The 13,580-nt window shown below is 44.3% G+C and carries 15 protein-coding genes; 10 read left to right on the top strand and 5 right to left on the bottom strand.

The window, feature by feature from the left end:
* Positions 1-39: 39 nt before the first annotated feature.
* The 3 genes from V1358_RS11765 to V1358_RS11755 are packed head-to-tail and all read right to left on the bottom strand — an operon-like array spanning position 40 to position 1,589.
* Positions 40-1,035, bottom strand: a complete 996-nt coding sequence (locus V1358_RS11765) for an MBL fold metallo-hydrolase (RefSeq protein WP_347393650.1) — start codon at positions 1,033-1,035, stop codon at positions 40-42.
* A gap of 36 nt (positions 1,036-1,071) precedes the next feature.
* A complete protein-coding gene (locus V1358_RS11760; protein WP_347391659.1) occupies positions 1,072-1,368 on the bottom strand; it encodes a cell division protein ZapA in 297 nt (98 codons plus the stop codon).
* A complete protein-coding gene (locus V1358_RS11755; protein ID WP_347391660.1) occupies positions 1,368-1,589 on the bottom strand; it encodes a cell division protein ZapB in 222 nt (73 codons plus the stop codon). The genes V1358_RS11760 and V1358_RS11755 overlap by 1 nt, the downstream gene beginning before the upstream one ends.
* 261 nt (positions 1,590-1,850) lie before the next feature.
* Here V1358_RS11755 and V1358_RS11750 point away from each other — a divergent pair, with 261 nt between their 5' ends.
* Complete coding sequence (locus tag V1358_RS11750; protein WP_347393649.1) at positions 1,851-2,690, top strand: 23S rRNA (adenine(2030)-N(6))-methyltransferase RlmJ; 840 nt, start codon at positions 1,851-1,853, stop codon at positions 2,688-2,690.
* A 4-nt stretch (positions 2,691-2,694) separates the two neighbouring features.
* Here the strand turns inward: V1358_RS11750 and V1358_RS11745 are convergent, their stop codons facing one another.
* A complete protein-coding gene (locus tag V1358_RS11745) occupies positions 2,695-3,558 on the bottom strand; it encodes a cation diffusion facilitator family transporter (RefSeq protein WP_347393648.1) in 864 nt (287 codons plus the stop codon).
* A 251-nt stretch (positions 3,559-3,809) separates the two neighbouring features.
* On the opposite strand from V1358_RS11745, the gene trmL reads away from it, so the two are divergent.
* From trmL to yacG, 9 genes are all read left to right on the top strand, one after another.
* A complete protein-coding gene (gene trmL / locus V1358_RS11740) occupies positions 3,810-4,274 on the top strand; it encodes a tRNA (uridine(34)/cytosine(34)/5-carboxymethylaminomethyluridine(34)-2'-O)-methyltransferase TrmL (RefSeq protein WP_347393647.1) in 465 nt (154 codons plus the stop codon).
* Positions 4,275-4,292: 18 nt separating this feature from the next.
* Positions 4,293-5,135 (top strand): carboxylating nicotinate-nucleotide diphosphorylase, encoded by an 843-nt coding sequence (gene nadC / locus V1358_RS11735; protein ID WP_347393646.1) that lies wholly within the window; start codon positions 4,293-4,295, stop codon positions 5,133-5,135.
* A gap of 397 nt (positions 5,136-5,532) precedes the next feature.
* Complete coding sequence (locus V1358_RS11730; protein WP_440589892.1) at positions 5,533-5,889, top strand: prepilin-type N-terminal cleavage/methylation domain-containing protein; 357 nt, start codon at positions 5,533-5,535, stop codon at positions 5,887-5,889.
* A gap of 238 nt (positions 5,890-6,127) precedes the next feature.
* On the top strand, positions 6,128-7,819 hold the full coding sequence (pilB, locus tag V1358_RS11725) for a type IV-A pilus assembly ATPase PilB (RefSeq protein ID WP_347393644.1): 1,692 nt from the start codon (positions 6,128-6,130) through the stop codon (positions 7,817-7,819).
* Positions 7,820-7,912: 93 nt separating this feature from the next.
* Positions 7,913-9,148: a type II secretion system F family protein gene (locus V1358_RS11720; RefSeq protein WP_347393643.1), complete on the top strand. Its 1,236-nt coding sequence runs from the start codon at positions 7,913-7,915 to the stop codon at positions 9,146-9,148.
* A gap of 9 nt (positions 9,149-9,157) precedes the next feature.
* Positions 9,158-10,048, top strand: coding sequence for a prepilin peptidase (locus V1358_RS11715; protein ID WP_347393642.1), 891 nt, complete (start codon positions 9,158-9,160; stop codon positions 10,046-10,048).
* On the top strand, positions 10,041-10,661 hold the full coding sequence (coaE, locus tag V1358_RS11710) for a dephospho-CoA kinase (protein ID WP_347393641.1): 621 nt from the start codon (positions 10,041-10,043) through the stop codon (positions 10,659-10,661). The genes V1358_RS11715 and coaE overlap by 8 nt, the downstream gene beginning before the upstream one ends.
* A gap of 89 nt (positions 10,662-10,750) precedes the next feature.
* On the top strand, positions 10,751-12,430 hold the full coding sequence (gene pilB / locus V1358_RS11705) for a type IV-A pilus assembly ATPase PilB (protein ID WP_347393640.1): 1,680 nt from the start codon (positions 10,751-10,753) through the stop codon (positions 12,428-12,430).
* 64 nt (positions 12,431-12,494) lie between these two features.
* On the top strand, positions 12,495-12,734 hold the full coding sequence (yacG, locus tag V1358_RS11700) for a DNA gyrase inhibitor YacG (RefSeq protein WP_347391671.1): 240 nt from the start codon (positions 12,495-12,497) through the stop codon (positions 12,732-12,734).
* A gap of 7 nt (positions 12,735-12,741) precedes the next feature.
* On the opposite strand, the gene V1358_RS11695 is transcribed toward yacG, so the two are convergent.
* Positions 12,742-13,536: a YggN family protein gene (locus V1358_RS11695; RefSeq protein WP_347391672.1), complete on the bottom strand. Its 795-nt coding sequence runs from the start codon at positions 13,534-13,536 to the stop codon at positions 12,742-12,744.
* Between the last annotated feature and the right edge of the window lie 44 nt (positions 13,537-13,580).

Raw genomic sequence — 13,580 nt, 5'->3', positions numbered from 1 at the left:
AACCACATTGGTTTGCCTTTTTTGCCGTATCGCCCGCGTTTATTCACTTTTATCTACAAGTTGCTTTGCGCGTTTAATACCCGCTTCCAAAAACATCGCATAAGCTCGCTTTGTTAAACCCTCTTCTTTAGGCTCAAAGTCTTTCGGGAAGCTCTCCACCAACGCCGCTAAATCCATACTTGGATTTGCTTGCACATGGGTATAAATCGCTTTTAACCACTTTTCAGGAATATGTAAATCATCCCTTTGTAAAAGCTCACCGTGACCAGGAAGCACGGCCTCCACGGGCAAAGCAGCGAAGTCTGCAAGTGTTTTTATCCACACATTAAAATTGCCCTCGCCGGGATACGGCAAGGTATCAACAATATCAGCGCCAACTAGCACTTTGTCTTGGACAACCAACACTGCTAAATCGCCATCCGTGTGCGCCGCAAAGGGCATGACTTGCGCCGACAAGTTACCTAAATCAAGTGTTTGCGGCTGAGCAACCACAAGTTGGGGACTTGTAAATTTGAGACTTTGCCATTGCTTGAGCCTTATTTGGGCGCGATTGATTTTCTCTTGCCAAGGCGCTTGTTCGGGCTCAGGTAGCTTATCCATACGCTGCTCGCTTAAGGCGATACTTTTCGCAAATCCATCTAAGCGCTGATTTAATTGCTCGTGCGCGCGATGAAATGATGCACCTAAGTGCTCGTGGACAACGAGTTGCGCATCAGGGAACTGCTGTTGCACCATGGCTAAGCCAAGTAAGTGGTCGTCATGAGCATGCGATGCGACTAGGTAACAAAGCGGCACGGTTAATTTGGCTTTAAGTTGTGTAACGAATGCTTCTGTTTGTGAAAACTCTCCTGGAGCATCCACCAATAGCGCGCACTTTTCTCCTTGAATGAGGGCTTGGTTAGAGTCATAAAAACGCAGCTTTTCGCTTTGTTGTACAAAGTCCACATGAGAGCTAACTGAGTGCCAACTCTGCTGCGCCTGAGCATAATTTGCTATTACTAGCGTAGCAATGAGGGTCGCTAATTTATGTTTCATGACTTTCCTCCAAAAAAGAAGGCGCTGATAGCGCCTTTACTTCGATTCATTTTCATTCAATGCCACTTTGAGTTTGTCACACAGTGCGTGCTCTTGAATGCTGCGTTGCTGCAACTGCGCTTTTGCTTCCAAAAGTTCATGAGATAAATTCAGCGCTGCCATAAGTAGCGCTTTTTCATCGTTTCGAACTGCTGAACGCGTACGCATTTGCTCGACATTCACATTCAAGTTTTCGGCAGCAGCGCGCAAGGCTTGCTCTTGTCCAGGAGGGCACGCAAATTGGTGCTCCTTGCCAAGCAAATTAACCTTCACACTGTTCCCTTGGTCACTCATTAGCTCGCCGCTTGAAGTTTCTCAAGTAATGAACTCAATGTGGTGCTTGTTTCTTTTTGCTTCTCTTCGCTTTCTAGCACTTCAAGTTGCAGGGTTTCATTCTCATCTTGTAGCTTTGCGTTACTTTCACGCAAATTAGTCACTTCTTGGCTCAATTCTGAATTGCGTGCAATTAGTTTATCGACCAGTTGTTCGAGTTGGGAAAGGGTGTCTTGATTCATAAATGCGCTCTTTAAACTGTTGATTAGAGTATGCAAATGTAAAGCAATATGCTCAGCGAAGCTAGGACTTGTAGCCGATTTCCTGTAAATTTTACCAGTATTAACAAGCGGTTCATTTTCAAACGACTTTAGTTCAGCGGGTGTTTACGTGAACAGCTCAGTTTGTGACCAGTACGTTATTTTGACGATGCGCAGATTTTGCCTGTCGCTGGCTAACAAATACCAGTAAAATACGTTTATACACACAGTTATGGAACCACTATGCTCAGTTATCGCCACTCCTTTCATGCCGGAAACCCTGCCGATGTACTAAAACATCTCGTGCTTGCCCAATCACTTAAACACATGGTGAAAAAAGACAAGCCTTTTGATTACATCGACACTCATTCTGGCGCAGGTTTCTTTGCGCTTGAAAATGCAGATATGCAAAAAACCAAAGAGTACGAAGATGGCATCGCTAAATTATGGCAATACCAAGGTCAGGTAGAAGCAATCACTGAGTACGTTGATTTAATTAAAAGCCTGAATGAAACCAACATACTTGCCCACTACCCTGGTTCACCCAAAGTGGCAGAGCAATTTCTGCGCAAACAAGACAAGGGTTGGTTTTTTGAGTTACACCCACAGGATTTAGCCTTGCTTGAGAAAAATATGGCAGGCAAACGTTCTTTGCGCGTGAAAGGTGAAAATGGCTTCCAAGGCTTGTTAGGTTTGGTGCCACCACTGTCACGCCGAGCTTGTGTGTTGATGGACCCGCCCTATGAAATAAAAACCGATTATGACAAAGCGGTAGATAGTCTGGTCAAGGCGCATAAACGATTCAATAGCGGCACCTATTTGTTGTGGTATCCGGTGGTAGATAGAGAACGTATTGATAGAGTTGAGCAACGTTTGACTCAAAGTGGCATCAAAAACATCCAACTTTTTGAACTCGCAACCAGTGCTGATACTGATGTGCACGGCATGACCGCTTCTGGCATGATTGCCATCAACCCGCCTTATACTCTGATGCAGACGATGCAAGAGGTGTTACCTGAACTAGTATCACTACTGAGTGATACTAGTGGTTTTTACAGGGCGGAGCAGCTCGTTGCAGAGTAAAGGACTAGGCCTTGCTTTTACGCGTTACTGAAACTGGGTCTTGGTGGATGAGTACATCCACCTCACCACCAAACTCCGGATGCTTTTTCAAACTAAAGGCTTCTTTTACTAACACCTCGACTTCATCTGCAATGCGATGTGCTTGCACTAAAGTAATGTGATCATCTAACTCTAGATGAAACTCCACAAAGCGAATTTTTCCACCTTGTCTGGTTCTTAGCGCATGCACACCATGCACTGCCTCGTGCGCACAGGCCACAGCAACAATCTGCTCCTTTTCCTCATCAGGCAACTCTCTATCCATCAAATGTGCGGCACTTTCCGTGGCTATTTGCCACGCGTTGAAAAGCAAATATGCAGCAACCAACATGGCAAAAATAGGATCTGCTCCCATCACGCCAAAGTAAGCAAGTAATAGTGCAACAAGCACCGCCAAATTCAGCAGTAAATCACCTTTATAATGCAAAGAGTCCGCTTTTAGTGCCACAGATTCAGTTCTTTTGATTGCTTGGTATTGCACGAATACCACGGCAAGAGTGCAAAAAATAGCGAATACACTCACCCACACACCTAGCAATGAATGGGTTACTTGAATTGGGTTAATGAAACGTTCGACGGCATGAAAAGTGAGTAAGCAAGCACTACCTGCGATAAATGCCGCCTGGCCTAGCCCAGCCAACGCTTCTGCTTTGCCATGACCAAAGCGGTGGTCATCATCGGCAGGTTTCAGCGCATAACTTAGCACAAAAAAATTCATCAAGGTCGCGCTTACATCAAGCAAAGAATCAGTAAGAGAGCCAAGCATTGCGGCCGAGCCTGATGCTAACCATGCCCACGCTTTTGCTGCGATCATTAGGCTTACCAACATCAATGTACTAATACTCGAAAGCTTTACCCAAAAGTCATAGCCCTTGGGGACACCCCTGGGGACACTCTTGGGTTCCCCCTTGAGACCCCCTTTGGCTGAGCTTTTGGTTGGTTTTACATTCTGTACGTCGTTGGTCACCTAAATTGCTCTCTTTCATTCGCTGGGAGTGCGTTATTGTAGCTAAATTTGATATACTTAGGCCAATTTTAGCCACGCGACGCCTGTGGGCGAGCCTGTTTACGATAATAACTATGCTGGACATCATACTATATCAACCCGAAATTCCACCAAACACCGGGAACATCATTCGCTTATGTGCTAATACAGGGTATCGATTACACCTTATCGAACCGTTAGGTTTTGAGTGGGACGATAAGCGCATCAAACGTGCGGGGCTGGATTATCACGAATTCTCTCAGGTTCAGCATCATGCTAATCTACAAAGTTACATTGACTCGCAACAACCAAAACGCATTTTCGCTTGCACAACAAAGGGAAAAAAGTATCACCACGAAGTGGATTACCAACAAGGTGATGCGCTACTTTTCGGCCCTGAAACACGCGGTCTTCCCGAAGACATCATTTTTTCATTGCCAGAAGAACAGCGTGTTCGTATTCCAATGCAAGCGAATAGTCGAAGCATGAACTTATCAAACGCGGTCGCGGTATTTGTTTTCGAATCTTGGCGTCAGCTTGACTTCAACGGTGCAGTATAAATTTATAGGTATTTTGTAATGACTGTGAATACAGATTTAATTTCTCGCTTGGTTGCACAAGCACTGACTGAAGATTTAGATGGACAAAGCGCCCAAGACGGCGATATCACCGCACAACTTATTCCTGCAAATCAACAAGCTCATGCAAAAGTAATCACCCGAGAAGACGCGGTATTTTGTGGCAAAGCCTTGGTTGTTGAAGTATTCAAGCAAGTAGACCCAAGTGTTGAGCTCACCTTTGAAGTGCAAGACGGTGACAAGGTTACAGCTGACCAACTGCTGTTTTCTGCTAAAGGCAATGCTCGCGCAATTTTAACGGCTGAGCGCACCGCCCTTAACTTTGTGCAAACACTCAGCGCCACTGCAACAGCGGCTTCGGTATACGCCGATGTACTTGCTGGCTCTAACACGCAGATATTGGATACCCGTAAAACCATTCCTGGTTTACGTGCGCTGCAAAAGTACGCAGTGAAATGTGGAGGGGGCCACAACCATCGCATTGGTTTATTCGATGCATTCTTAATCAAAGAGAATCACATTGCGGCTTGTGGCGGCATTACTGCCGCTGTCACACAAGCTCGTACCAACCACCCTGAAAAACCGGTGGAAGTGGAAGTGGAGAATCTAACAGAGCTTCAAGAAGCATTAGTTGCGGGCGCTGATATCATCATGCTTGATAACTTTTCTCTGGAAGATGTTAGTGAGGCGGTCAAAATTACGTCAGGGAAGGCAAAATTGGAGGTTTCTGGCAATATTACGCTGGACACACTGCAACAATATGCTAACGTTGGCGTCGATTTTGTGTCGAGCGGCGCGCTAACTAAGCATGTAAAAGCGATTGATTTATCAATGCGTTTTTAATTTGCCTAGGGTGTGTACAAAAAAGTTGCAAGCCAAGGTACAGATGTTACATTTTGTTATAAAAGGGACTACCCAAAGCAAAAGTCCCGTGGTAGCATCTAGTTTCAAAGAATTAGGTTTGTAAAAAAAAGTAATACTTTGTTATAAATCAACATAGTTGTAACAATGGAAGCTTATATTGGCTGTTAATTTAATGCGAATGCTAGTTGCTATTTGAAATTCGACTATACTTTGCTTAACTTAACGTGATTAGGTCTTCCTAGTGAATGAAGCTTTTTGCCCAAATTAACTAGGGCTTTGTTCACGTTTAGAGTGATTGTTTTTACATTTGTGAATTCGGTTACTCAGGTTACCTTAACTTTGCCCAATAATCCTTTAGGAGAGGAAAATGGAAAAAATGACCCACAACCAACAAAAGGGTTTTACCCTAATTGAATTAATGATCGTTGTTGCGATCATCGGTATTCTTGCAGCTATCGCGTTGCCAGCGTATCAAGACTACACTGTACGTTCTGCGGACAAAGCATGTTTGTCAGAAGCAAGCACATATACTAAAGCGGCTTTGGCAGCAATTTATGATCCAGACGCGACTGTAGTAGCACCGGTCACTGTAGCATGCTCAGCTGTAGCACCTACTGATGGCGCTGCGAGCATGACAACAGCATCACTGGGTTCAATTACTTTTACACCAGCGCAACCTGGCACTGGCACAGTTACATGTGACCTTGCCAATGGCGGTACGTGTTCACTGTAATAGTGTTTAAAGGCAGGGTGTGAATATTCACACCTTGTCTTCGCAATGAGCCCCTTTAAATTAGCTCCCCCGGTGTTTAATTGCCACAAAACGCCGAAAATCCACAGAAGTTTTAACATCCTAAATTATAATAAGATTTCCACAAATTCTAAAATTCTTGTTATATTGAAGACATGCACTTTTACAAGTGGTGTAAGCTCTTAATCAGTTGCTCTCAAAATACCAGACGATAGTAAATATGAACATTAACTCCCCATTAGCACGACGACTAGCAAATTTAGGTGTATTGGACCTTAGCGCATTAAATTCAACGCCAAACGAACAGAATGCAAGCCTCGCAGAAATTATTTGCAAAGCCGCCAACATGAAGCCTGAGCAGCTGCAGGCTCGGGCTAGTCAGATGTTTCATGTATCCCAATTAGATTTGTCTTTATTCGATAATGAATCACTCCCCAGTCATGAATTTGTCAACGAGAAGCTGATTCGCAAGCATCGCCTTTTACCTATCGCCGTAAAAGGTAAAACGCTCTATATCGCCACTGCGGATCCGACTGATTTTAACGCGTTTGAAGACTATGAATTCAATACTGGCATGCAAACTGAGGTCGTAGTTGTGCGCTACGATTACCTCGACAAAGCAATAGAGTCAGTTTTCGATAGCTCATCAGGTCTTGATTTATCTGAAGGGGATATGAAAGAGCTAGAGGGCGTTGAAGCTGATGACGGCAAAAAGAAAGACTTATCCACAGACGTTAACTCCAAAGAAGACGACGCGCCTATTATCGTCTACATAAATAAAATTTTAATGGATGCTATCAAGCGCGGTGCCTCAGATTTACATTTTGAACCCTATGAAAAACGCTATCGCATTCGCTTTCGTGTGGATGGCGTACTACACGAAATTGCATCTCCGCCGGTCAATTTAGAAAGCCGTATCGCTGCGCGTATCAAAGTAATGTCCCACATGGATTTAGCGGAAAAACGCAAACCCCAAGATGGCCGTATTAAGCTTAAGATCAACGCGAAAAAGAGCATAGACTTTCGTGTGAGTACACTGCCAACATTGTGGGGTGAGAAAATCGTAATGCGTATCCTAGATAGCTCCAGCGCAATGCTAGGTATTGACGTGTTGGGATATGAGCCAGAGCAAAAAGACTTGTACATGGACGCGCTTGCTCAACCACAGGGGATGATTTTGGTGACGGGCCCTACCGGCTCGGGTAAAACGGTCTCCTTGTACACGGGTCTAAACATCCTCAACACCACGGAGCGCAACATTTCAACCGCCGAAGACCCTGTGGAAATTAACTTAGAAGGTATCAACCAAGTACAAATCAGTGCTCGCGCTGACATGACCTTTGCCAACGCACTAAGAGCCTTCCTACGTCAAGACCCAGATGTGGTGATGGTCGGTGAGATTCGAGATTTAGAAACGGCTGAAATCGCCATTAAAGCGGCGCAAACAGGTCACTTAGTTCTATCTACATTACACACTAATTCAGCGCCAGAAACGTTGACGCGTTTGATGAACATGGGCGTGCCTTCTTATAACATTGCCAGTTCAGTGAGCCTTATTATCGCGCAACGACTTGCCCGTAGACTCTGTAATCACTGTAAAGAAGAAGAAAAGTTGCCCCATGAAGAGCTACAAAAACAAGGTTTTACCGCAGATCAATTAGTAGATTTAAGGCTATACAAACCAAAAGGCTGTGATGAATGCACTGAGGGTTACAAAGGCCGAGTCGGTATTTATGAAGTAATGCCGATTACACCTAAGATAGCGGAAATTATAATGCGCGGCGGTAATTCATTAGAAATTGCGGCTGTGGCTAAACAAGAAGGTGTGAATAATTTAAGGGCGTCAGGCTTGAAAAAGGCCGCACAAGGTGTAACTAGCTTGGTTGAAGTGAATCGTGTAACCAATGTATAAGACCCAAATTAATCGAAATAGCTTATACTTTAAATAAGCAAATCATAAACATCATGTTAATATAGAGTGATAAATCAGGGTTTTGGATGAATCATGGCAAAGCAAAAACAACAAATAAATCAACTAGACACATTTCAGTGGGTCGGTGTTAGCTCTCGAGGGAAAAAGCTTGAGGGTGAAATGAATGGTTCAAGTATCGCGTTGGTAAAAGCTCAGCTTAGAAAACAAGGCATTACCCCATCAAAAGTCAAAAAGAAGCCAAAACCCCTGTTTGGTGGTGGCAAGCAAAAGATAACCGCCAAAGAAATAGCGATGTTAACACGGCAGATAGCGACCATGTTGCTGGCGGGTGTTTCATTGGTACAAGCTATCGATATGATTGCAGATGGTTCAGAAAACAAGGGGATGCAGTCGCTGTTGCGTACCATAGGGGACGAAGTTAAGGCGGGTCAACCATTGAGTACGGCACTGCGCAAGCACCCAAAATACTTTGATGATTTATACTGTGATTTAGTCGCTTCGGGCGAACAATCAGGTGCTTTAGATAGAATTTTCGACCGCGTTGCCCTGTACAAAGAAAAAGCAGAAGCACTTAAGTCAAAAATCAAAAAAGCAATGTTTTATCCCACAGCCGTTATGGTTGTTGCCGCCTTGGTAACCTCAATTCTACTGATTTTCGTGGTCCCCCAGTTCCAAGAAATTTTCGCTGGGTTCGGTGCCGAACTCCCGGCATTCACGCTATTTGTCATAAAAATTTCTGAATTTATGCAAAGTTATTGGTGGGTCGCAGTCATAGGTATTGTTGTAGGCGGCTATTTATTTAAACAAGCAAGAATGAACAACAAGCAGTTCAGCGACAAAGTGGATGCGGCAATTCTCAAGCTTCCAGTTATTGGCATGATTTTAAACAAAGCCGCTGTCGCACGTTATGCCCGAACATTGTCGACCACATTCGCCGCGGGTGTGCCTCTCGTTGACGCATTAGACTCAGCCGCGGGCGCATCAGGCAATGCCGTGTATCGCGATGCAATTTTAGATATTAAGTCTGAGGTAAGCTCGGGTAACCCCATGAACTGGGCAATGCGTAACTCCAATATTTTCCCTGATATGGTCATTCAAATGGTGGCGATTGGTGAGGAGTCGGGTTCACTCGATGATATGTTAGCCAAAGTAGCGACCATCTATGAACAAGAAGTGGACGACGCGGTCGATGGCCTGTCGAGCCTGTTAGAACCACTCATCATGGCAGTACTAGGTGTGCTTATCGGTGGCTTAATTGTTGCCATGTATCTACCAATTTTCCAACTTGGCGAAGTAGTAGGCGGTTAATAAAACCCTATGTTCTCAGAAGTAATTAATTTAATGCAATCTCAGCCGTGGTTTTTTATGACCACGGTTTTTTTAGTATCGCTCGCTATCGGTAGTTTTTTAAATGTGGTGATCTACCGCATTCCAAAAATGATGCAAAATCAATGGCAAAGTGAATGTCGCATATTATTAGCTGATGAGCTAAAAAGCTCAGAAAACCCAGTGAATACTGAGACGTTCAATCTCATCACTCCTAGTTCGACCTGTCCTAAATGCAACTCCAAGATCAAACCTTGGCACAATATCCCAGTATTGAGTTGGGTATTGCTTGGAGGTAAGTGCGCGTCATGTAAAGCGCCTATATCAAAGCGATACCCTGCCATTGAGGCGTTAACTGCTGTAATCAGTTTAGTTGTGGCTTGGCAGTTAGGTACAACATCACAAGCCTTACTGTTTATTGCGGTAACTTGGGCGCTAGTGGCACTGACGTTTATTGATATCGACCATATGTTGTTGCCGGACCAAATCACATTGCCACTTTTGTGGCTGGCACTTATTGCTAGTGTGTTAGGTATAACCATTCCACCGAGTGAAGCTATTATTGGAGCCGCTGTAGGGTACCTAAGTTTATGGAGCGTATACTGGTTATTTAAGCTGATCACTGGCAAAGAAGGAATGGGGTATGGTGACTTTAAATTGCTCGCTGTATTTGGTGCACTTTTAGGCTGGCAATCGCTACCGCTTATCATTCTTTTATCGAGTGTTGTAGGCGCAGTAATTGGTATCACTTTGCTCTCTATTCAAGGCAAAGACAAAGCAACGCCTATCCCATTTGGGCCTTACATCGCTATCGCTGGATGGATTGCACTGTTATGGGGTGAGCAAATCCAATCAACATACATGAGTATGGTTCTTGGCTAACGATACACCATGGGTGCTGGGGCTAACTGGTGGTATCGGTTCTGGAAAATCAACTGCCAGCAAACGCTTTGGCGAACTGGGCATCGACATAGTCGATGCCGACAAAGTGGCTCGCCAAGTTGTCGAACCAGGCACTCAGGGGCTCACAAAGATAGCCGCACGATACGGTGATGATATTCTCACAGCCGAAAAAGAGTTAGATAGAGCCAAACTCAGGGCAATAATTTTCAGTAATATCGAAGAAAAAGCTTGGTTGAATGCCCTACTCCACCCAATGATTAGAACTGAGATGCTTGCTCAGCTCAATAAGGCACAAAGCGACTATGTTATTTTAGAAGCCCCGTTACTATTCGAAAATAACTTAGATAAATACTGCTCCCGTACGCTTTTAATTGACCTACCTTTTGAATTACAAATCGCCAGAGCTAGCGCACGAGATGGTGCAAAACGCTCACAAATTCGCACAATAATTGAATCTCAGCTGAACCGTACCGAGAAAGTACGAAAAAGTGATGATATCATCAGTAACACAAGCTCTATTTCCGAGCTAAGAAATAAAGTATGGCGTTATCATCAATGTTATTTACGCTTGGCTAGTTTGCAATCTAGCTAATATAGACAACAATAACGTTATACCCTGTAATAACCTAATTTTTATAAGCTTATTATACTTAGACTTTAACTGCGTTATATCGGTATTGTATGAACATCAACTCTCCACTGATCCGTAAATTTATTACTCTAGGACGCCTTGATAATGACAAGGTCAAACTGGAGCAAGATCGCTGCCGAAGCGCCGCTGAGTTGATCGTTCGCTGCAGCAGTATGAGTCACAACGAATTACTGACCCAATGCGTTGAACTTTTCCGAGTTCCCCATTTTGATTTAAGCCAGTTTGATGAAAGTCGTATTGATAAAAACTTACTCAAAGAAAAGTTAATTCGTAGACACCGTGTATTACCTCTTTCACAAAAAGGTACAAAGCTTGTTCTAGCGGTTTCTGACCCTACTGATTATGGTGCGCTTGAGAACTACGAATTCAGCACAGGCCTGCAGTGCGAAGTTGTACTCTCTGATTTTCAACACATAGATAAGCTTATTGAGCGCTTGTTCGATGCAACGCACGCACTTGAGTTATCTGAAAAAGACACTGAGGAACTCGCCGAACTTCACAAAGAAGAAGTGAAAAACGTCGTCGATGACAATCAATATTCCGATGACGATGCACCCATTATTGTCTACATCAATAAGATTTTACGAGATGCGATAAACCGCTCGGCATCCGATTTGCACTTTGAACCCTACGATGGCGAATACCGCGTACGTTTTCGTATTGATGGCGTTCTGCACGAAATGGCCCACCCGCCTTGGGCGCTTGCGAACCGCATTGCGGCCCGTATTAAAGTCATGGCGAAAATGGATATATCCGAGAAGCGCAAACCGCAAGATGGTCGTATTAAAATCTCGCTTTCTAAAAGTCATCAAATAGATTTTCGTGTCAGTACCTTGCCTACCCTCTGGGGTGAGAAAATCGTTATGCGTATTCTCGATTCCTCAGATATCTCTTTGGGTATTGATGCTCTCGGTTATGAAGAGGACCAAAAAGAAAAGTATCTACGCGCTCTCAAGCAGCCGCACGGTATGATTTTGGTTACTGGCCCAACAGGTTCAGGGAAAACAGTCTCTTTGTATTCAGGGTTGAGTATTCTTAATACCGCCGAGCGTAATATTTCCACCGCAGAAGACCCTGTCGAGATTAACGTAAAAGGCATCAACCAAGTTCAAATCAACACCAAAGCTGATTTAACTTTTGCTAACGCATTGAGAGCCTTCTTACGTCAAGACCCAGATGTAGTGATGGTTGGTGAGATACGTGACTTAGAGACCGCCGAGATAGCGATTAAAGCGTCGCAAACGGGTCACTTAGTTATGTCGACTCTACATACGAACTCCGCGCCTGAAACTCTCACTCGCTTACTGAATATGGGTGTACCGGCCTATAACGTAGCCAGCTCGGTGACTCTCGTAATAGCCCAGCGCCTAGCCCGAAAACTCTGTAAGCATTGTAAAGAGCCAGATAAGCTGCCGCATGATGAACTGTTAAAGCAAGGCTTTACTGAAGAACAGCTAAGCCGTTTGAAGTTATTCAAAGCAGTAGGCTGTGAAGAATGCACCGATGGCTTCAAGGGGCGGACAGGGCTTTATGAAGTTATGGAGATTACCCCTCCTTTAGCGCAAGCTATTATGGATGGGGCGAGCTCACTCGACTTAGCAAGACTCGCCAAAAATGACGGCTATACCACATTGCGAGAATCAGGCTTACACAAAGCAGCCGAAGGCATTACCTCAATTTCAGAAGTCAATCGTGTCACGCAATTGTAGCTTTAAATAAGACGAGGCGTCAGCTACACTGGCGCCCTTATTGATACCTACAGGATTAATTGCTATGCCAACAATTGTTCAATGCCCTACATGTAAAAACGATGTCGTCTGGGGAGAAACCAGTCCATTTCGACCGTTTTGTTCAAAGCGTTGTCAATTGATTGATCTTGGTGAGTGGTCTTCCGAGTCAAATGCGATTTCTACTCCACTAACGACGGAGCAGAAACATGGCGATGCCCAAGCTTTTATTGAAGAAGTGGAAGCAATGCTCGCTCAGAATGAAGATTCATTTTTTAAGGAATAGCGCTTCTTCAACTGCCGGATTTGATTTTGACTAAATCGAAATCAGCTAACTCAGGCACAATTTTTTGTAGCTTTGACTCGGTTCTATCTAGCGCGTTTAGGCAGTTGCAGTACTCTTGAGATTTTTGTGCCAGTTGCTCAGCTTTTTTCTGCAAAGACTTATCTATCTCGGCAGTAATAATCTCCATACGCTCCCCCACATCATTGATGCGGTCTTCAATGTTACCCTCTTGAGACTGCAATGCGTCGCCCAAAGAAACCAACATGGCCCCTAGGGAGCCCTGTATAGCGGTATGAATTTTCTTTGAAACCTCTTGAGCGAAGAAATCGTCGAGTTTGGATAGAGATTGAGGGGCGATATAAAAAAAGTCATCGCCGCGTTTGAACTTGTCACGCAGCGCTCGCTCTACGTATTGTAGCTGGGTTTTCAGCTCTTCAGGCTCTTTATCAGACAGCCCAGTAACTACGTTCTCAATCGCGCTGAGGCCAATATTAACGCCATCTGTGGCTAAGTCGACCAATTCAGGGACCGTATCTCTGATCATCTTGTTGTATTGCTCAAGTACCTGAGCTTCTTGAGCATTGAGCTCTATCCACTGCCCCTTTACGAGCAATTGGTTACCATGATTTATCTGCACACGGGTTTGGTTGTTATCCACGATACGAATCGTATCTTCAGTGATTATCAGACCATGTGTGAGTTCTACGTCACATTGCTTGTGCTCAGCACTCACAGCATTTACACCTGTACTCACAGATGCACTAATCAAACCAAGTGAAATAGCTAAGCGACGCAGCTTCATAATATTCCCCATAAAAACTGCGCCAAAGATTATCAAAGTGGCAC

Origin of the sequence: Pseudoalteromonas pernae, from assembly GCF_039831865.1 — a bacterium.
Classification (GTDB): Bacteria; Pseudomonadota; Gammaproteobacteria; order Enterobacterales; family Alteromonadaceae; genus Pseudoalteromonas; species Pseudoalteromonas pernae.
This window is presented reverse-complemented; position numbering and strand designations above follow the sequence as displayed.

Coding starts and splice junctions, on each gene's coding strand:
- V1358_RS11765 (WP_347393650.1), bottom strand. CDS start 1,035: ATGAAACATAAATTAGCGACCCTCATTGCTACGCTAGTAATAGCAAAT.
- V1358_RS11760 (WP_347391659.1), bottom strand. CDS start 1,368: ATGAGTGACCAAGGGAACAGTGTGAAGGTTAATTTGCTTGGCAAGGAG.
- V1358_RS11755 (WP_347391660.1), bottom strand. CDS start 1,589: ATGAATCAAGACACCCTTTCCCAACTCGAACAACTGGTCGATAAACTA.
- V1358_RS11750 (WP_347393649.1), top strand. CDS start 1,851: ATGCTCAGTTATCGCCACTCCTTTCATGCCGGAAACCCTGCCGATGTA.
- V1358_RS11745 (WP_347393648.1), bottom strand. CDS start 3,558: ATGTTGGTAAGCCTAATGATCGCAGCAAAAGCGTGGGCATGGTTAGCA.
- trmL (WP_347393647.1), top strand. CDS start 3,810: ATGCTGGACATCATACTATATCAACCCGAAATTCCACCAAACACCGGG.
- nadC (WP_347393646.1), top strand. CDS start 4,293: ATGACTGTGAATACAGATTTAATTTCTCGCTTGGTTGCACAAGCACTG.
- V1358_RS11730 (WP_440589892.1), top strand. CDS start 5,533: ATGACCCACAACCAACAAAAGGGTTTTACCCTAATTGAATTAATGATC.
- pilB (WP_347393644.1), top strand. CDS start 6,128: ATGAACATTAACTCCCCATTAGCACGACGACTAGCAAATTTAGGTGTA.
- V1358_RS11720 (WP_347393643.1), top strand. CDS start 7,913: ATGGCAAAGCAAAAACAACAAATAAATCAACTAGACACATTTCAGTGG.
- V1358_RS11715 (WP_347393642.1), top strand. CDS start 9,158: ATGTTCTCAGAAGTAATTAATTTAATGCAATCTCAGCCGTGGTTTTTT.
- pilB (WP_347393640.1), top strand. CDS start 10,751: ATGAACATCAACTCTCCACTGATCCGTAAATTTATTACTCTAGGACGC.
- yacG (WP_347391671.1), top strand. CDS start 12,495: ATGCCAACAATTGTTCAATGCCCTACATGTAAAAACGATGTCGTCTGG.
- V1358_RS11695 (WP_347391672.1), bottom strand. CDS start 13,536: ATGAAGCTGCGTCGCTTAGCTATTTCACTTGGTTTGATTAGTGCATCT.